This window comes from Erythrobacter sp. BLCC-B19 (assembly GCF_028621955.1).
Taxonomy (GTDB): domain Bacteria; phylum Pseudomonadota; class Alphaproteobacteria; order Sphingomonadales; family Sphingomonadaceae; genus Erythrobacter.
On the sequence record NZ_CP117516.1, the window covers coordinates 1,343,322 to 1,360,190 of the forward strand.

The 16,869-nt window shown below is 66.2% G+C and carries 15 protein-coding genes; 6 read left to right on the forward strand and 9 right to left on the reverse strand.

Translation table 11 applies throughout. The features are described from left to right. Nucleotides 1-14 precede the first annotated feature (14 nt). From lnt to PS060_RS06255, 5 genes are all read right to left on the reverse strand, one after another. Nucleotides 15-1,631 carry an apolipoprotein N-acyltransferase gene (gene lnt / locus PS060_RS06235; RefSeq protein WP_273986252.1) on the reverse strand — a complete coding sequence of 539 codons (1,617 nt, stop codon included), beginning with the start codon at nt 1,629-1,631 and terminating at the stop codon, nt 15-17. A 6-nt stretch (nt 1,632-1,637) separates the two neighbouring features. Further along, nucleotides 1,638-2,411 carry a DUF4167 domain-containing protein gene (locus PS060_RS06240; protein WP_273986254.1) on the reverse strand — a complete coding sequence of 258 codons (774 nt, stop codon included), beginning with the start codon at nt 2,409-2,411 and terminating at the stop codon, nt 1,638-1,640. Nucleotides 2,412-2,670: 259 nt separating this feature from the next. Beyond that, nucleotides 2,671-3,492 carry a peptide chain release factor N(5)-glutamine methyltransferase gene (gene prmC / locus PS060_RS06245; protein ID WP_273986256.1) on the reverse strand — a complete coding sequence of 274 codons (822 nt, stop codon included), beginning with the start codon at nt 3,490-3,492 and terminating at the stop codon, nt 2,671-2,673. Beyond that, complete coding sequence (gene prfA, locus PS060_RS06250; protein ID WP_273986866.1) at nt 3,492-4,559, reverse strand: peptide chain release factor 1; 1,068 nt, start codon at nt 4,557-4,559, stop codon at nt 3,492-3,494. The genes prmC and prfA overlap by 1 nt, the downstream gene beginning before the upstream one ends. Before the next feature lie 72 nt (nt 4,560-4,631). Beyond that, a complete protein-coding gene (locus tag PS060_RS06255; protein ID WP_273986257.1) occupies nt 4,632-6,044 on the reverse strand; it encodes a helix-turn-helix domain-containing protein in 1,413 nt (470 codons plus the stop codon). Between the two features lie 183 nt (nt 6,045-6,227). On the opposite strand from PS060_RS06255, the gene PS060_RS06260 reads away from it, so the two are divergent. Then, on the forward strand, nt 6,228-7,082 hold the full coding sequence (locus PS060_RS06260) for a helix-turn-helix transcriptional regulator (protein ID WP_273986258.1): 855 nt from the start codon (nt 6,228-6,230) through the stop codon (nt 7,080-7,082). Between the two features lie 87 nt (nt 7,083-7,169). Here PS060_RS06260 and cysN read toward each other — a convergent pair whose 3' ends face one another. Then, the gene (gene cysN, locus PS060_RS06265) at nt 7,170-9,077 is read right to left on the reverse strand and encodes a sulfate adenylyltransferase subunit CysN (protein ID WP_273986259.1); all 1,908 of its coding nucleotides are present in this window, start codon (nt 9,075-9,077) and stop codon (nt 7,170-7,172) included. 114 nt (nt 9,078-9,191) lie between these two features. Then, nucleotides 9,192-10,121 (reverse strand): sulfate adenylyltransferase subunit CysD, encoded by a 930-nt coding sequence (cysD, locus tag PS060_RS06270; RefSeq protein ID WP_273986260.1) that lies wholly within the window; start codon nt 10,119-10,121, stop codon nt 9,192-9,194. 231 nt (nt 10,122-10,352) lie between these two features. Here cysD and PS060_RS06275 point away from each other — a divergent pair, with 231 nt between their 5' ends. From PS060_RS06275 to PS060_RS06285, 3 genes are read left to right on the forward strand one after another with little or no spacing between them, the layout of a single operon-like run. Then, nucleotides 10,353-11,219 (forward strand): HpcH/HpaI aldolase/citrate lyase family protein, encoded by an 867-nt coding sequence (locus PS060_RS06275; RefSeq protein WP_443112416.1) that lies wholly within the window; start codon nt 10,353-10,355, stop codon nt 11,217-11,219. After that, nucleotides 11,219-12,490 (forward strand): acetyl-CoA hydrolase/transferase family protein, encoded by a 1,272-nt coding sequence (locus PS060_RS06280; RefSeq protein ID WP_443112417.1) that lies wholly within the window; start codon nt 11,219-11,221, stop codon nt 12,488-12,490. The genes PS060_RS06275 and PS060_RS06280 overlap by 1 nt, the downstream gene beginning before the upstream one ends. 2 nt (nt 12,491-12,492) lie before the next feature. Next, nucleotides 12,493-13,260, forward strand: a complete 768-nt coding sequence (locus PS060_RS06285; protein WP_273986263.1) for an enoyl-CoA hydratase/isomerase family protein — start codon at nt 12,493-12,495, stop codon at nt 13,258-13,260. Nucleotides 13,261-13,368: 108 nt separating this feature from the next. Here PS060_RS06285 and hisS read toward each other — a convergent pair whose 3' ends face one another. Beyond that, entirely contained in the window at nt 13,369-14,619 is a 1,251-nt protein-coding gene (hisS, locus tag PS060_RS06290) for a histidine--tRNA ligase (RefSeq protein WP_273986264.1), read from the reverse strand. 126 nt (nt 14,620-14,745) lie between these two features. On the opposite strand from hisS, the gene ppa reads away from it, so the two are divergent. Continuing rightward, nucleotides 14,746-15,279, forward strand: coding sequence for an inorganic diphosphatase (ppa, locus tag PS060_RS06295; protein WP_273986266.1), 534 nt, complete (start codon nt 14,746-14,748; stop codon nt 15,277-15,279). Nucleotides 15,280-15,458: 179 nt separating this feature from the next. Here the strand turns inward: ppa and PS060_RS06300 are convergent, their stop codons facing one another. Further along, nucleotides 15,459-15,848, reverse strand: coding sequence for a hypothetical protein (locus PS060_RS06300; RefSeq protein ID WP_273986267.1), 390 nt, complete (start codon nt 15,846-15,848; stop codon nt 15,459-15,461). 241 nt (nt 15,849-16,089) lie between these two features. Here PS060_RS06300 and lptB point away from each other — a divergent pair, with 241 nt between their 5' ends. Further along, a complete protein-coding gene (gene lptB / locus PS060_RS06305) occupies nt 16,090-16,863 on the forward strand; it encodes an LPS export ABC transporter ATP-binding protein (RefSeq protein WP_273986268.1) in 774 nt (257 codons plus the stop codon). Nucleotides 16,864-16,869 lie beyond the last annotated feature (6 nt).

A 16,869-nucleotide genomic window follows, 5' to 3' on the forward strand; every position in this document is an offset into this window, starting at 1 on the left:
TTCTGCCGACCGCCCTAGCCGCGCGAGCGGGCCAGCGCAAGCACTCTCGGCAGACCAAGGCCGAGGATCAGGAATAGCCCTGCCCAGGCGAGCGTCAGGACATGGCCCCACTGGCTGAACAGCGTCGGCGGCTTGGCTGGAGGGATGAGGCCTTCGATCGCGGCCGCCTTGCCCATGCCGATGGACTGTTCGATCACGCCGTTCGCGTCGATCACCGCGCTGATCCCGGTGGTGGTCGAGCGCAGCACCGGCAGCCCTTCCTCGATCGCCCGCATCCGCGCCTGCGCCAGATGCTGCGGCGGACCCCAGGTGCCGAACCAGCCGTCATTGCTGGGGTTGAAGATATAGTCGGGCCGATTCGCCTTGTCGGCGACGTGACCGGAAAAGACGATCTCGTAGCAGATCATCACCCCCGCCTTGCCCTGCGGCCCCAGATCGAGCGTGCGCGCGCCCGGCCCGGGGAGGTAGTCGATGGAGCCTGCCACCAGCCGCGACAGGCCGAGCGGCTGAAGGATCGTGCGCATCGGCAGATATTCGCCATAGGGCACCAGATGCGCCTTGTCGTAGCCGCCGATGATCGCGCCCTTGCCATCCAGCGCCATCACCGAATTGCGCGCGCTGACCGCTGCCGGAACGCCCGAGGCATTGGTGCCGATGTTGAGGTTCACCACGCCCGTCAGCAGCGTCGATTGCGGCCCGATCACCGTGCCGATCCGCGCGCGGGCCAGCTTGGGATCGCCGCCTGCGGTCATCTGGAGATAGTAGCGCGTGGGGTAGCCGTCCTCGAGATAGTCGGGCACGCCGCTTTCGGGCCACAGCACAAGGCGCGAGCGGTCACGGCCCTTGGCGCTCAGGCGCGCAAGGCGGGCGAACTGCTCCTCGAACTTGGAGCCATCGTTGATCTCGGACTGCGGGATATAGGGCTGGACGAGGGTGTATTCGACCGCGTCTGCGGATCGTGTCACCGCGATATGCAGCGAGGGTGCCAGCATGGTGCCGGTTACAACCAGCGCCAATCCTGCGGCATTCACCCAGCGCCGCTCGGCCAGAACGGCAAGGAACGATGCCGCGATGAACAGGGTCAATCCCGACAAGGCATAGGTGCCTGTGACCGGCAGCGCCCGCGCGAGCCCCGGCGTGTCCCACCCGCCCAGCAGCATCAGCCCCAGCGGCGGCCACGGATAGCCGGTGAACACCCAGCCGCGCAGCCATTCGGTGACGATCCACGCGCCGGCCAGCACCAGCCCGAAGGCCCACAGCGGGCGCTTCCTCGCCAGCAGATGCGCCGCCAGCGCGGCAAGGGCGGGATAGATCGCAAGGTAGATGCACAGCAGCGGCACCGCCAGCCACCCGAGAAACTCGGGCATCTTGGCCTGATGGGTAAAGGCCGTCGCGATCCAGTTGTTGGCGAGCGTCAGATGCGCCCAGCCGAACCACCATCCACGCCACAGCGCCTGCTTCCAGCTGCCGGCGGTAAAGACCAGCCACACGAACCCCGCGATACCCGCAAGGCCCAGCGGCCACAGGTGGAGCGGCGGATAGGCGCAGGCCGCAATCAGCCCGAGCGCGATGGCCGCCAGCGCCGGAAAGCGCTGCGCCAGCGCGGCAACCGCAGCCAGCCGCTCGGTCATGCCGGATTACTCGACGGTTTCGAGCGTGCCGCTGTCGCCGCCGGTGTCATCGCCGCGGATCGAGGGCGGGAGGATCGACGAATCGATACCAGCCGGAGCCCCATCATCGGCAGCCTTGCGCGGCTTGCGCCCGCGTGCGGGCTTGGCGGCGGGCGCTTCCGGCGCACGTTCGGCGCGCTCGGCACGCTTCTCGCTGCGTTCGGCCCGTTCGGGACGATCCTGACGCTCGCCGCGTTCCTGACGGTCACTCCGATTGCCGTCGCGCTCCTTGCGGGGTTGGCGGCGCTGGCCGCGCTCACGCCCTTCGCTCCGGTTTCCGCGATCGTCCTGACGATCTTCGGCGAGGAAGCTTTCGCCCTCCTGCCCCGGCTCGCCTTCGCTGACCTCGGCATCGCCATTGGGCTGGGGCTGTTCATAGGGCGAGCGGGTCGGCGTGTCGCTGCGGCGGCCGAAATCGAAATCGTCCTCGAAATCCTCGGCCGAATCGCGCTCGTCATTGCGGCGGTTGTTGTTGCCGCCATTGCCACCGCCGCGCTGTTCGTCCTGCCGGGCCTTGTTGTCGGCGATGACGCGGAAGTAGTGGTCGGCGAACTGGAGGTAGTACTCCATCTGCACCCGGTCGCCATTGTGCTGGGCGTCCTGTGCGAGCTTCTTGTACTTGTCGAGCATCTGCGGGGCATTGCCCCGCGCCCGGCTGTCGATCCGGTTCAATTGGGCGCCATTGCCACCCTGGTTGCGGTTGCCGCGGCCGCGACGCCGGTTATTGCGGTTGTTATTCAAGGAAATTGTTCCTTATCAGCGACCTGGCGCGGAAAAACACATTACGCGCGGTCAACAGACCCCTTGCCCATGCGCCATGCCGGCTCGTGCCCGGGCCATGCCGCGCGCTCCGCGCTGCCGCAGCCGGGGGCGTGCCCTGACGGCCGTATCAGCCAAGTTTAGGAGCTTGGTCCAGCGGTTTGCGCCCTTCGCAATCCGTCTGTCCTGCCGATGACGTAGCGATGCGGAATGGGTTTGCCAAGCCCTGCTGCGCTTTTCCTCATGTGAGCACCAACGCCCGTGCGCGCCCGGCCAGATCGCGGCGCAGACGGGTCGCAAAGCCCGCAGCCTCGGCAAGCGCTCCGACCGAATCAGCCTGATTCGCGCCGATTTCCACGATCGCCGCCGCGCCTGCGTTCATCAGGGCGCGCAGCTGCGGGATCAGCACGCGGTAATCGTCAAGTCCCTCAGGTCCGGCGAACAGCGCCGTGGCCGGCTCGAAGGCAGCCACTTGCCGGTCAAGCGCCGCCCCCGTCTCGACATAGGGCGGATTGCACAAGATGAGGTCGAAGGTGCCGAGATCCCTCGCCCAGCCTGCCGCGTGCCAATCGGCGGCGCGGAAGGCGGTTTGCGGGCGCAGGCCGAGCTGTTCGGCGTTGCGCATCGCCACTTCCAGCGCTTCGGGAGACCGGTCGATGCCGAGCCCTTGCGCGGCGCGGCAATAGGCCAGCACCGCCAGCAGCAGCGCGCCTGAACCCGTGCCGAGATCGAGCACGCGCGCGGCATCGGGCCGCTCTGCCAGCGCGGCCTCGACCAGCGTCTCGCTGTCGCCGCGCGGGATCAGGGTGGCGGGCGTGACGATGAAGGGCAGGCCGTAGAACTCCTGGCGCCCGGTGATGTAGGCGACGGGTTCATGGGCGGCGCGCCGCTCGACCAGCGCGGCAAATCCCGGCGGCGCGGGATCGCGCATATGGCGCAGCAGCAGTTCGGAGCGGGTCACGCCGAACAGGTGCGCCATCAGCAATTCGGCATCGAGCCGCGCGGTATCGCTGGCGGAGGCCAAGGCTTCGGCAGCGGCGCGGATCGCTTCGCCGACGGTCATTATTCGGCGAGCGCCGCCAGCCGCTTGCCCTCGTCCTCGGCGATTAGGGCATCGACCAGTTCGGCAAGCCCCGGCCCGGCGAGCACTTCCTCGAGCTTGTGCAGGGTCAGCCCGATGCGGTGATCGGTCACGCGGCCTTGCGGGAAGTTGTAGGTGCGGATGCGTTCCGAGCGGTCGCCGCTGCCGACCATCGCCTTGCGCGCCTCGGCCTCGGCGCCCTGGGTCGCCTCGCGCTGGGCATCGTAGAGCCGCGTGCGCAGCACCTGCATCGCTTTTTCGCGGTTCTTGTGCTGGCTGCGCCCGTCCTGACAGGTGACGACGGTGCCGGTGGGCAGGTGGGTGATGCGCACCGCCGAATCGGTGGTGTTGACGTGCTGGCCGCCTGCGCCGGAGGCGCGGTAGACGTCGATCTTGAGGTCCTTGTCCTCGATCTGCACATCGACCTCGTCGGGCTCCGCCAGCACCGCGACGGTCGCCGCCGAGGTGTGGATGCGCCCGCCGCTCTCGGTCACGGGCACGCGCTGGACGCGGTGGACGCCGCTTTCGAACTTCAGCTTGGCGAAAACCCCGGTGCCGGTGACGTTGGCGATGACTTCCTTGTAGCCACCGATGTCCGAGGCGTTGACGCTGACCGGTTCGACCTTCCAGCCCTGCTCGGCGGCGTAGCGTTCGTACATCCGGTAGAGATCGGCCGCGAACAGCGCGGCTTCATCGCCCCCGGTGCCGGCGCGGATTTCGAGCATGGCAGGCTTGGCGTCGGCCGAATCGCGCGGCAGCAGCGCGATGGCAAGGCGGCGTTCGAGCTCGGGGAGGGTGGCCTTGAGGCTAGCCAGCTCTTCCTCGGCCATCGCCTTCATTTCAGGATCGGCGAGCATCTCGGTGAGCCCCGTCATCTCCTCACGCGCGGCTTTCACCTCGGCGGCGATCTTCGCCACGGGTTCCAGCTCGGCATAATCGCGCGAGGCGCGCACGAAGGCCTCGCCCTCGAGCGTGCCCGACGCCATGCGCGCTTCCAGCTCTGCAAAGCGGTGCGCGATCTGATCGAGGCGTTCGGGGGGGATGGTCATGTCCGGCTTCTCTTGTTCGTCCTGTCCCGGCTGATCCGAAAGGCTGGTGCCCGGATTGCGGATCACGCCGCCTTAGGGAGCGACCTTGAACGGCACAATGCCGCGCTGGAACAGATCGACCGAAATGCTCCGGTCGCTGGGCGGATAGGCGCGCTGGTCGCAGTCCGTGCGCGGGCAGATGCGGCAGGACACGCCGATCGGCGTGATCGCCTTGGGCGAGGCAATGTCGAGCCCGTCGGCATAGATGAACGCCTCGGCGTGTTCGAGTTCGCACCCGAGCGCGACCGCATAGCGACGCGGCGTGCGGTCAAAGCGGCCCGAGGCCTTCACCAGCCCCTTGGCGATCGAGACATAGCGCAGCCCGTCCGGCGTTTCGGCCAGCTGGACAAGGATCCGGTCGGGGATGGCGGCGGCTTCGTGCACCACCCACAGCGGGCAGGCGCCGCCGAAGCGGGCGAACTGGAAACGCGTGGCGCTGTGCCGCTTGGTGATGTTGCCGGCCATGTCGACCCGGCAGAAGAAGATCGGCAAACCCCGTTCGCCTTCGCGCTGCATGGTCGAGAGGCGGTGGCAGGTCTGTTCGAAACTGGTGTTGAAGAACAGCGCGAGCCGGTCGACATCGTGGCGGAAGTCGCGGGCGAGACGGCGAAAGTGGCCATAGGGCATCAGCAGCGCACCGGCCGCATAATTGGCAAGCCCCACGGTCAGCAGCTCGCGGGCGACTTCGCTGCGCAGGTTTGCGGCGGCGGCAATTTCGTGGATCGCCGGCCCGAGCGTCATTGCGACAACGTGATAGGCGATCTGGAAGCGAATGCTGGTGCTGGTCTGGTTCGCGCCGATCCGCAGCACCCGCTGGCTCGCATCGAAATTGCGCAGAGCGGCATCGTGGGTCAGTTCGACGGTGCTGGCGTGCTGGTCGAGCAGGTGCTGCCGCAAGGCTTCGGTGGTCGCCACCTGCCCTTCTCCGGCGATGGCTATGGCGAGCTGTTCGGCGGCGCGGTCGATGGGGTCGACGTAGTTGTTCGAGAGGTGGAACCAGTCGCGCACCTCCTCCCACGGCAGCCGCGCGCCGTCCTCGGCATCGACCGTCAGCGCCTCGTCGATCATTTCGAGCCGCTGGTTGGCGCGGCGCAAGGCTTCGTGAAGCGCGACGAAGCGGCGCGCAAACAGCGGTTGCTGCTCGGCCATCCGCGCGACCGTATCCAGCGGCATGGGCTCGGCGAACAGGGGGTCGCTGGCGGCCTCGCGCAGCATCAGGGCGAGCTGATCGGTATCCTCGCCCGGAAACTCCTGCCAATCGAGCGGGAACAGGCTGGCCACCCGTTCGATCAGGCGCGGCGTGAGCGGGCGGTCGTCATGTTCGAGCTGGCTGAGATAGGCCGGGCTGATGCCAAGCTGGCTCGCCAGTTCGGCCTGCAACAAGTGCCGCTTTTCGCGCAGTTCGCGCAGCTGTGCGCCTGCAAAGATCCGGTGCCGCTTGCTCATGTCCTGCCTTCGGGGCGCAGAGGATCGCCCAAAGATTGCCCAAAGATTGCTAAGTGGTGCTTTGCAAATTTGCAAATTAACATTGGACGACGCCAAGCGCTTGCGCAAGTCTGGGATGGCGCTCTTGCCGGACACCTGGTTGCGTGTCCGAATCGGCTCGCGGCGCCTTCCCGGAGGATCAGCATGGCAAGCAATGTTCTGGAATTACGGCGTCCCGGCAGCACCTCGCCCGCCAGCAGCGCGCTGCACGACCTTGCGATCCAGGAGCCTGCCGACATCCTCAGCGTCGCCCGCGCCCTGGCGCGCGAAGCCGATCGCCTCGGGTTGCGGCTGATGACCTGGCACAATCTTGCGACAATGGAGCCGATGGTCGACGATGCGGGCGATCCGCTCAACCTCGGCGTGTTTGGCTGGGACAGTCAGGCCGTGGCGCCGTGGCGCTGTGTCGAGGCGGCGATTACCTCACCGCTGCTCAAGCTCTGCCGCGTGGCCAGCGAGCCGATCTGGATCAACCGCCAAGGCGTCCACGCACAGGGCCGCAACCGCTTTGTCGAGAGGATCGATTGCGCCGGCTTCGAGACCCTTGCCGGCGCCAAGGCCGCGATCGTCCTGCCGGTGCGCTTGCCCTTCGGTTCGCTCGGGGCGGCGATCCTGACCAGCGTCGATCCGGCGGCAGACGATCTTGCCGAAGAATTCGCCGCCTTCACCCGCTATCTTGCGGTGCCAGTGCATCGCTTCGTGCGCGAATATGCCCAGCTCGCCTTCGATGAGCGCTATCTGCCCACCAGCAGCCCGCTGACAGCCCGCGAGATCGAGTGCCTGAACTGGGTGGCGCAGGGCAAGACCGACTTCGAGATCAGCATCATTCTGGGATGCAGCCACGCCGGTGTCCGCTATCACCTCACCCGCGTCTGCGCGAAGCTGGGCGCGGTGAACCGGGCGCAATGCGTCTTCATGGCGTGCCAACTGGGCTATCTTGGCGTGCCATCCCGGTCGGTGGCCGCCAAGCCGCTGCGCAGCCAGGGCGTGCCGGGCTGACCACGCGTCAGACCCGGGCGACGGCGCCCAGCACAGGCGCGCCGTCCACGGCCAGCTCTGCATCGCGCATCGCCATCATCGCGTCTTTCACTTGAGCGGCATCAGCTTGCGGACGATGTACTCCGCCGCCTCGTCCACGCTCATCGCGCCCGTGTCGATGCGGATTTCGGGGCTCAAGGGCTCCTCATAGGGGCTGTCGATCCCGGTGAAGTTCTTGAGGCTGCCCGAACGGGCCTTCTTGTAGAGCCCCTTCACATCGCGGCTCTCGGCGACCTCCAGCGGGGTGTCGACGAAGATCTCGATGAACTCGCCTTCGGGAAGCATCGCGCGCACCATCTCGCGCTCGGCGCGGAAGGGGCTGATGAAGGCGGTGAGCACGATCAGCCCCGCATCGGCCATCAGCTTGGCAACCTCGCCCACGCGCCGGATATTCTCGATCCGGTCGGCCTCGGTGAAGCCCAGGTCCTTGTTCAGCCCGTGGCGCACGTTGTCGCCATCGAGCAGGAAGGTGTGGCGGTTCATCAGCGCGAGCCGCTTTTCGACCGCGTTGGCGATGGTCGATTTGCCCGCGCCCGAAAGCCCGGTGAACCACAGCACCCGCGGGGTCTGGTTCTTCATCGCCGCGTGGTCGGCGCGGGTGATGTCGGTCGGCTGCCAGTGCACGTTCTGCGCGCGGCGCAGGCTGAAGTGGAGCATCCCGGCGGCGACCGTGGCGTTGGTCAGCTTGTCGATCAGGATGAACCCGCCCAGCGTGCGGTTGTCGGCATAGGGCTCGAACACGATCGGCTTGTCGGTGATGATCTCCGCGACCCCGATCGCATTCAAATCGAGCGTCTTGACCGCCAGATGATCCATCGTGTTGACGTTGACGGCATATTTGGGCTGCTGGATGGCGACCGAGACGGTCTGCGTGCCCAGCTTCAACCAATAGGCCCGCCCCACCACCATTGGCGCGTCGTTGAGCCACACCAGCGTCGCCTCGAACTGGTCGGCGGCTTCGGGGGGCTGGTCGGCCGCCGCGATCACATCCCCGCTCGAGCAATCGATCTCGTCGGCAAAGCACACAGTCACCGATTGGCCCGCAGCTGCTTCATCAAGGTCGCCGTCGAGCGTCACGATCCGCGTCACCGTGCTGGTCTTGCCCGAGGGCAGCACGCGGATGGCATCGCCGGGGCGCACGGCTCCGCTGGCGATGAGGCCGGAAAAGCCGCGGAAGTCGAGATTGGGGCGGTTGACCCACTGCACCGGCAGGCGGAACGGCTTGGCCGCATCGACCGAGGACAGCACCTCGACGCTTTCGAGATGCTCGATCAGGGTCGGCCCGGCATACCACGGGGTATTGGCTGACAGCGCGGTGATGTTGTCGCCCTTGAAGCCGCTGATCGGCATGGCGGTGAAGCTCTCGATGCCGATGCTCTGCGCGAAGGCGCGGTAGTCGGCGACGATGTCGTCGAACACCTGCTGGCTGTAGTCCACCAGGTCCATCTTGTTGACCGCCAGCACCACGTTGCGGATGCCGATCAGGTGGCACAGGTAGGAGTGGCGGCGGGTCTGCACCAGCACGCCCTTCCTCGCGTCGATCAGGATCACCGCCAGATCGGCGGTCGAAGCGCCGGTCACCATGTTGCGGGTGTACTGCTCGTGCCCCGGGCAATCGGCGACGATGAACTTGCGCTTTTCGGTGTTGAAGAAGCGATAGGCGACATCGATCGTGATGCCCTGCTCGCGCTCGGCGGCGAGGCCATCGACCAGCAGCGCGAAATCGATCTCGCCGCCTTGCGTGCCGACCTTCTTGCTGTCGGTCTCGAGCGCGGCGAGCTGATCTTCGAAGATCATCTTGCTGTCATAGAGCAGCCGTCCGATCAGGGTCGACTTGCCATCGTCCACGCTGCCGCAGGTGATGAAGCGCAGCATCGACTTCTTCTGATGCGTGTCGAGATAGGCGTCGATGTCCTCGGCGATGAGGGCTTCGGTTTGGTAAGTCGGCTCGGTCATGTTGCCTCGGCTGTCCGGCTTCGGGCCGGTCTCCAGATAGGGTGTCGGTGGGGGCTACGGCCCCGGATCACGTCCGGGGTTGACGCTTCGGAACGCTTCGCATTCCGTGGCGCGTCAAAAGTAACCTTCCTGCTTCTTCTTCTCCATGCCGGCACCGCCCGCATCCTTGTCGATCACGCGGCCCTGGCGCTCGCTGGTGGTGGTGAGGAGGGTTTCTTGAATGACTTCCGACAGCGTGGTGGCAGCGCTCTCGACCGCGCCGGTCAGCGGGAAGCAGCCCAGCGTGCGGAAGCGGATCGACCTTTCGGTGATCTCCGGGCGGTAGCCGAGCACGCGTTCAAGCCGGGGGATATCATCGGCCATGAACAGCTGGCCTTCCCATTCGAAGGTCGGGCGCACGGCGGAGAAATAGAGCGGCACGATCTCGATCCGGTTGAGCTGGATATACTGCCAGATGTCGAGCTCGGTCCAGTTGCTGATCGGGAAGACGCGGATGCTTTCGCCCTTGGCCTTCTTGGCGTTGTAGAGGTTCCACAGTTCCGGGCGCTGGTTCTTGGGGTCCCAGCCGTGGCTGGCGGTGCGGAAGCTGAAGATGCGCTCCTTGGCGCGGCTCTTCTCCTCGTCGCGCCGCGCGCCGCCGAAGGCTGCATCGAAGCCGTAATGGTCGAGCGCCTGCTTCAGCCCCTCGGTCTTCCACATATCGGTGTGCAGCGGGCCGTGGTCGAAGGGGTTGATGCCCTTTTCGGCCGCCTCGGGGTTCTGCCAGACGAGCAGCTCCATCCCGGCATCGGCCGCAGCCTTTTCGCGCAGGGCGTACATATCCTGAAACTTCCAGGTCGTGTCGACATGGAGCAGCGGGAAGGGCGGGGGCGAGGGGTAGAAGGCCTTCTTGGCGAGGTGCAGCATCACTGCGCTGTCCTTGCCCACCGAATACATCATCACCGGCTTTTCCGCCTGTGCGACGACTTCGCGCATGATGTGGATCGCCTCGGCCTCAAGGCGGGCGAGGTGGGTAAGGGCGGCAGGGCTGGGTCGGGCGGACATGGCAGGCAATTCCATCAGGGTCAGATTGCCGCTCGGCCAGATCGGCACAGCGGCGCAGCGGGGCTTGCCCCATACTCGCATATCACGGCAAAACACGCATGGCTCTTCTACCAAGCCCACAAGCCGACCTTTTCGTGGGGCGACCCCTTGCGCATGGTGGCGATCCCGCGCAGGAAATCGCGCCTGACCCACTGACCCCACACTGACCGGGACCAAGCACCGATGACCCCGATGAGAATGCGTTCCTGGCTGTTCGCGCCGGGTGACAGCGAGAAGAAGATGGCCAAGGCGCTGGCCGGGCCTGCCGATATCGTGCTGCTCGATCTGGAAGATGCGGTTGCAATCGAAGCCAAGCCGCAGGCCCGCGCGATGGTGCGCGCGTTCCTCGAAGCGAACGCCGCGGATCGGGCGCGGATCTGGGTGCGGATCAACCCGCTCGACGGGCCGCATACGCTCGATGATCTGGTCGCGATCATGCCCGGTCAGCCCGGCGGCCTCATGCTGCCCAAGTGCAATGGACGGCAGGATGTCGAACGGCTCGACCACACGCTTTCGGCCTTCGAGGCGGTGCATGGGTTGGTGCGCGGCTCGACCGGGGTGATCCCGCTCGTCACCGAGACCGCCGAAGGAATGTTCCACACCGGCAGCTACAAGGGCGCACCGCGCCTTGCTGCGCTGACCTGGGGGGCAGAAGATCTCGCCGACGCGCTCGGGGCCAGCAGCAATCGCCTTCCCGACGGCCGCTACAGCTTCACCTACGAGCTCGCGCGCAGCCTCACGCTGGTCGGGGCGGCGAGCGCCGGGGTGCCGGCCATCGACACGATCATGGGGGATTTCCGCGATCTCGAAGGCCTGCGCCTGCGCGCCGAGTCCGTGCGGCGCGAAGGGTTTCGCGGGATGCTGGCGATCCACCCGGCGCAGGTCGAGGTGATCAACGCTGCCTTCACGCCCTCTGCAGACGAGCTTGCCGAAGCGCGCGAGATCGTGGCGATCTTCGCCGCCAATCCGGGGGTGGGCGCGATCGGCTGGAAGGGCGGGATGCTCGACCGCCCCTATCTCAGCCGCGCACAGGCCTTGCTGGCGCAAGCGGGCGAATGATGACGGCCACGGCCGCCCCGGACATACACGATCTGGCCGCCTGGCTGAAACCCGGTGACCGGATCGTCATGGGGCAGGCTTGCGGCGAACCTTCCTCGCTGGTTGACGCGCTGATTGCGCAAGGCTCAGCGATTCCTGGCCTGTCTTTGTTCATCGCTACCAGCTTTTCGGGCGCCTTCACGCCCGACACCGCCAGCGCCTTTGCGCTTTCCAGCATGGGTGCGATTGGCCAGCTGCGCGGCATGGCAACGGGCGGGCATCTCCGGATCGTGCCCTGTCACGTCAGCCAGATCGGCCCGCTGATCGAAGCGGGCATCATCGGCTGCGACGTGGCAATGATCCAGGTCAGCCGGGCGGACGAGCATGGCAACCACAGCTGCGGCCTGATTGCCGATTACGTCCGCGCAGCCGTCGCGCGCGCGCGGGTGGTGATTGCCGAGGTCAACGCCGCCGTGCCCTTTACCTTTGGCGAGACGATCCACGCCTCGGAAATTGATGTGGCCGTCCATGTCGACCGCGCGCCGGTGGAAGTGCCCGCTGCTCCCGTCAGCGACACCGATGCCGCCATCGCCCGCCATTGCGCGGCGTTCATTGGCGACGGCGCGGTGATCCAGACCGGCGTTGGCGCAGTGCCGGACGCGATCCTGCGCCTGCTCAATGATCGGAAGGATCTCGGCGTTCATTCGGGGATGCTGGGCGATGGCCTTGCCGATCTGGTCGAGGCGGGCGTCATCACCAATGCCCGCAAGGAAATCGACGCGGGCGTCTCGATCAACGGCGCGCTGATCGGCACCCGGCGGCTGTTTGCCTTCTGCCACCGCAATCCGGCGATCCGGATGTGCGCCACCAGCTATACCCACGATGCCGCCGTGCTGGGGCAGCTGTCGCGCCTCGTTTCGATCAATTCCGCGATCGAGGTTGACCTCACCGGGCAGGTCAATGCCGAAGCCTCGGGCAGCACCTATCTGGGCGGCACGGGCGGGCAGGTCGATTTCGTGCGGGCCGCCGCGCGCTCGCCCGGCGGCCATGCGCTGATCGTGCTGGCCTCCACGGCCAAGGGCGGCGCTGTCAGCAAGATCGTGCCAGTCCTGTCCGGCCCGGTCACCACCGCGCGCAGCGAGGTGGATGTGATCGTGACCGAATATGGCGCGGCGCAATTGAAGGGCCGCTCGCTGGCCGAACGGGCGCAGGCGCTGGTCGCCATCGCTCATCCCGCTTTCCGTGAAACACTAGAGCGCGAGGCCCTTGCCATCGCGCGCCGGGGGTTCTGACCATGACTGACGCCGTGCTTTACCAATGCAGCGATGAAGGCATCGCCACCATCACCATCAACCGCCCCGATCAGCGCAATTGCCTGAGCCGCGAAGTGCGCGAGGGCTTGCGTGCCGCCTGGGCGCGGTTCGAGAGCGATCCGGCAGCGCGCATCGCGATCCTCACCGGCAGCGGCGAGAAAGCCTTCTGTGCAGGCGGCGACCTCAAGGAGATGGTCGAAACCGGCCTCAAGACCCCGTCGCGCGATATGTTCCCCGTGCCTTACGAGAACCTGCGTCTGACCAAGCCGACCATCGCCGCCGTCAATGGCGTCGCCTTTGCGGGCGGGTGGATGATCGCGCAGGGCTGCGATCTGTGCGTCGCCAGCACCAACGCGCAATTCGCGATCACCGAGGTCAAGGTGGGCCGCGGCTCGCCCTGGTCGGCCCCGCTGATCCACATGATCCCGCAGCGCATTTACATGGAGATCGTGCTCACCGGAAAGCCGATCACCGCCGCGCGGGCTTATGAAATCGGCCTCGTCAACCGGATGTGCGAACCGGGCGAGGCGCTGGCCTGCGCGGTGGAACTGGCCCGCGAAGTGCTGGCCGGCGCGCCGCTATCGGTGGCGGCTGCGCGCGAGACGGTGATGCTGGCGACCGAAATGGGCCGCTCCGCCGCGCTCGACATGGCCTACGCCGTCCACGAACGCGCCTACAACAGCGAGGATGCGCAGGAGGGCCCGCGCGCCTTTGCCGAAAAGCGCAAGCCGGAGTGGAAGGGTCGGTAGGGGGGGGACTACTCTCCCCATCCCGGGCTTGACCCGGGACCCCGCTTCCTGATGCTCCGCCGCGAGAAGAAAGCCTGGCCCCGGGTCAAGCCCGGGGAGACGATGAGGCTATTGCGCGGAGAGAATGAAGCTTTCGACAGCGGTGTGGCGTTCTCCGCCGTCACCCATGATCCGCATGGGTGCCCCGACATCGCCGACAGCGAAGGAAACCAGCGCGTGCGAGGGCAGCTTCTTGGCCTTGTCGAACCGCTTGCGGGGCGAGCCTGAGGCAACGAGTTCTGCCGAGAAACCGGCCGCCCTCAGTCGCCCCATCAGCGTAATGGCATCGGTCAGACGATCTTCATTTTCGACCACCACAACGGCATCGGCCTTCGCCTCCTCCCGCGCCCCCACCAGCATCGCCAGCCGCTCGATCCCGGCGGCCCAGCCCACGGCAGGCGTGGGCGCGCCGCCGAGGCTTTCCATCAGCCCGTCATAGCGCCCGCCGCCCAGCACCGTGCTCTGCGAGCCGAGCGCCGCTGCCGAGGCGCTGCCCTCGTCGGGAATGAATTCGAACGCCGTGTGGCGGTAGTAGTCGAGGCCGCGCACGAGGCTTTCGGCCCGAACCCACTTCACCCCTGCTGCATCCAGCCCGCTGGTGACGGCGGCGAAGAAGGCGCTCGCCTCCTCCGACAAAAACGCGTCGATCCTGGGCGCGTCGGCGACGAACGGCTTGTCGCGCGGGTCTTTCGAATCGAGGATTCGCAGCGGGTTCTTCTCCAGCCGCTCCTGCGATTCCTCGGAGAGCTGATCCTTCACCGCCCGGAAATAGTCGATCAGCGCCGCCCGCCACGCCTCGCGGCTGGCCGCATCGCCCAGCGTGTTGAGGTGCAGGGTGACATCGTTGATGCCAAGCTCGCGCAAGATCTGATCCGCCATCGCCAGCAGCTCGACATCGGCCTGCGGCTCGCCCGCGCCGATCACTTCGGCGTCGATCTGGTGGAACTGGCGGTAGCGCCCCTTCTGCGGGCGCTCGTAGCGGAACAGCGGGCCGTGGGTCGCGACCTTCAGCGGCGCAAATTGCTGCCAGCCGTTGGTGAGGAAGGCCCGCGCGATCCCGGCGGTGAATTCGGGCCGCAGGGTCAGCGATTCGCCGCCGCGATCCTCGAAGGAATACATCTCCTTCGACACCACATCGGTCGTCTCGCCGAGGCTGCGCGCGAACACCTCGGTCTTTTCGAACACCGGCATTTCCACCCGGCGGAAGCGATAGAGCCGCCGCACGCGCTCGAAGGTTTCGACCACGAAGGCGAAGGCCTCGGCATCGGCGCCGAAGATGTCCTGGGTGCCGCGAATGGCCTGCGGTGTTTTCTTGCTCATAGCGGCGCGCGATTACGCCCACACAGCCCCTTTCGCAATCCTGCGCCACGCATTAAGGGGGCGCGTCGCCATTCAACCTCTCCGCCGCAAGCGAACACGCGCGGCTCCAAGCAGAAGAGAAAATCCATGCGCATCGACAAGATTCCGACCGGCGTGAATCCCCCCGACGATCTCAACGTCATCATCGAAGTGCCGACTGGGGGCGAGCCGGTGAAGTATGAGTTCGACAAGGAATCGGGCGCGCTGTTCGTCGACCGCATCCTGCACACGCCGATGCGCTACCCCGCGAACTACGGCTTCGTGCCGCACACCCTCTCGCCCGATGGCGACCCGCTCGATGCGCTGGTGATCTCGCGCTCGCCCTTCATCCCGGGCTGCGTGGTGCGCGCGCGCCCCATTGGTGTGCTGAACCTCGAAGACGAGCAGGGCGGCGATGAAAAGCTGGTCTGCGTGCCGGTGAACGAGACCTTCCCGTACTATGCCGAGGTCAAGGAAACCACCGACCTGCCGAGCATCATCTTCCAGCAGATCGAGCACTTCTTCACCCACTACAAGGATCTGGAAGCCGAAAAGTGGGTGCGTGTGGGCAAGTGGGGCGATGCTGCCGAAGCGCGCAAGATCACCATCGAGGCGATCGAAAGGTATGGTGAGGGCAAGTGAGGCCGTAAGTCCCTCCCCGTCCTGAAAGGATCGGGAGGGACTGATCTCCATCAGTCCCGCCTGTTACACGCTGCAATCGGTCGCGCTAGCGACCGCAAGGCCGACCGGCCGCCCGCAGGCGCCCGGAGCGTAGCGGAGGAACAGCGCCGAGGACGCAGCCGCGGCGGCGGCTGCGAAATCTAAAACAAACTCAAAACCATCTTGAAGATCAGCGTCAGGCCAAAGGGCAGGCCGATCGCCATCGCCCACAGCGCGGCAATATCGCGCTTGAAGGCCGGGGCATAACAGGGGTCGGCCGCCTGCGCATCGCTGAGGCCGGCCCAGCGTTTCTCGAACCACCGGCACACCGGAATGATCGCTGCCACCAGCACAATCAGCGCAAGATAGGGCAGCAGGCTCGACGAGCCTTCCGCCAGCGCCTTGACCGTCACGAAAATCTGCAGGGCCGTGTATGCCAGCAGGCCATAGGCGACATGATCGCTCATCGCCTTGCGCCAGTCGCGCACCTTGTTTGCGGCCAGTACCTGCCCCTTGGCGCGCCGCTTGCTGCTGACGTCGGAATTCACCATCTGTGCCGCTCCCCAACGGTCTGTCTTCGTCGTGACACTATCGCAAAGACGCCTCTGCCTTGCAAGAAGGCGCGGAAATCCGACGCTTTGTTGCGTCACGCGCATCAGACGGGCAACAACTGGCGGGAATCCCTACGCCTTTGCCCGGAGCCGCCCTGCCGCTGACGGGTTAAGCAAAAATCCTGCCAAATGCCCCCAGCCTCTTTCCTGCGCTTCGAAGGCTGCTAAAGGTTGCCGTGCCATGAGCACCACCACTCTTCCAGACGCCCCGGGCGCAACGGTTCAGCCCACAGGCAGCGGGCTTGAAGTGATCTCGATTGCCAAGAGCTATGACAAGCGCTCGGTGCTGACGGATATCTCGCTGACTGTCGCCAAGGGCGAAGTTCTCGGCCTGCTGGGGCCGAACGGGGCGGGCAAGACCACTTGCTTCTATTCGATCATGGGTCTGGTGAAGCCGGATTCGGGCCGCATCCTGATGGACGGCGAGGATGTGACCAAGCTGCCGATGTATCGCCGCGCGATCCTGGGTCTTGGCTATCTCCCGCAGGAAACCAGCATCTTTCGCGGCATGACGGTGGAGCAGAACATCAACTGCGTGCTCGAACTGGTCGAGCCCGACAAGGCCACCCGCGCCAGCGAGTTGGAGCGCCTGCTCGACGAATTCGGCCTTACCCGCCTGCGCGAATCGCCCGCGATGGCGCTGTCGGGCGGGGAGCGCCGCCGCTGCGAGATTGCCCGTGCGCTCGCCGCCAAGCCTTCGATCATGCTGCTCGACGAGCCTTTCGCGGGCATCGACCCGCTCTCGATCAGCGACATCCGCGATCTGGTGAAAGACCTCAAGCAGCGCGGCATCGGGGTGCTGATCACCGATCACAACGTGCGCGAAACGCTCGACATCGTCGACCGCGCCTGCATCATCTATGGCGGACAGGTGCTGTTTGCCGGAAGCCCGCAGGAACTGGTCGCCGACGAGAATGTGCGCCGCCTTTATCTTGGCGAAAGCTTCACGCTCTAGCGGGAA

Bases quoted from the DNA above. Each gene is read 5' to 3' on its own strand.
- PS060_RS06275 (WP_443112416.1), top strand. From the start codon at position 10,353: ATGAGAATGCGTTCCTGGCTGTTCGCGCCGGGTGACAGCGAGAAGAAG.
- PS060_RS06280 (WP_443112417.1), top strand. From the start codon at position 11,219: ATGACGGCCACGGCCGCCCCGGACATACACGATCTGGCCGCCTGGCTG.
- cysD (WP_273986260.1), bottom strand. From the start codon at position 10,121: ATGTCCGCCCGACCCAGCCCTGCCGCCCTTACCCACCTCGCCCGCCTT.
- lnt (WP_273986252.1), bottom strand. From the start codon at position 1,631: ATGACCGAGCGGCTGGCTGCGGTTGCCGCGCTGGCGCAGCGCTTTCCG.
- prmC (WP_273986256.1), bottom strand. From the start codon at position 3,492: ATGACCGTCGGCGAAGCGATCCGCGCCGCTGCCGAAGCCTTGGCCTCC.
- PS060_RS06260 (WP_273986258.1), top strand. From the start codon at position 6,228: ATGGCAAGCAATGTTCTGGAATTACGGCGTCCCGGCAGCACCTCGCCC.
- prfA (WP_273986866.1), bottom strand. From the start codon at position 4,559: ATGACCATCCCCCCCGAACGCCTCGATCAGATCGCGCACCGCTTTGCA.
- PS060_RS06255 (WP_273986257.1), bottom strand. From the start codon at position 6,044: ATGAGCAAGCGGCACCGGATCTTTGCAGGCGCACAGCTGCGCGAACTG.
- PS060_RS06300 (WP_273986267.1), bottom strand. From the start codon at position 15,848: ATGGTGAATTCCGACGTCAGCAGCAAGCGGCGCGCCAAGGGGCAGGTA.
- cysN (WP_273986259.1), bottom strand. From the start codon at position 9,077: ATGACCGAGCCGACTTACCAAACCGAAGCCCTCATCGCCGAGGACATC.
- PS060_RS06285 (WP_273986263.1), top strand. From the start codon at position 12,493: ATGACTGACGCCGTGCTTTACCAATGCAGCGATGAAGGCATCGCCACC.
- hisS (WP_273986264.1), bottom strand. From the start codon at position 14,619: ATGAGCAAGAAAACACCGCAGGCCATTCGCGGCACCCAGGACATCTTC.
- lptB (WP_273986268.1), top strand. From the start codon at position 16,090: ATGAGCACCACCACTCTTCCAGACGCCCCGGGCGCAACGGTTCAGCCC.
- ppa (WP_273986266.1), top strand. From the start codon at position 14,746: ATGCGCATCGACAAGATTCCGACCGGCGTGAATCCCCCCGACGATCTC.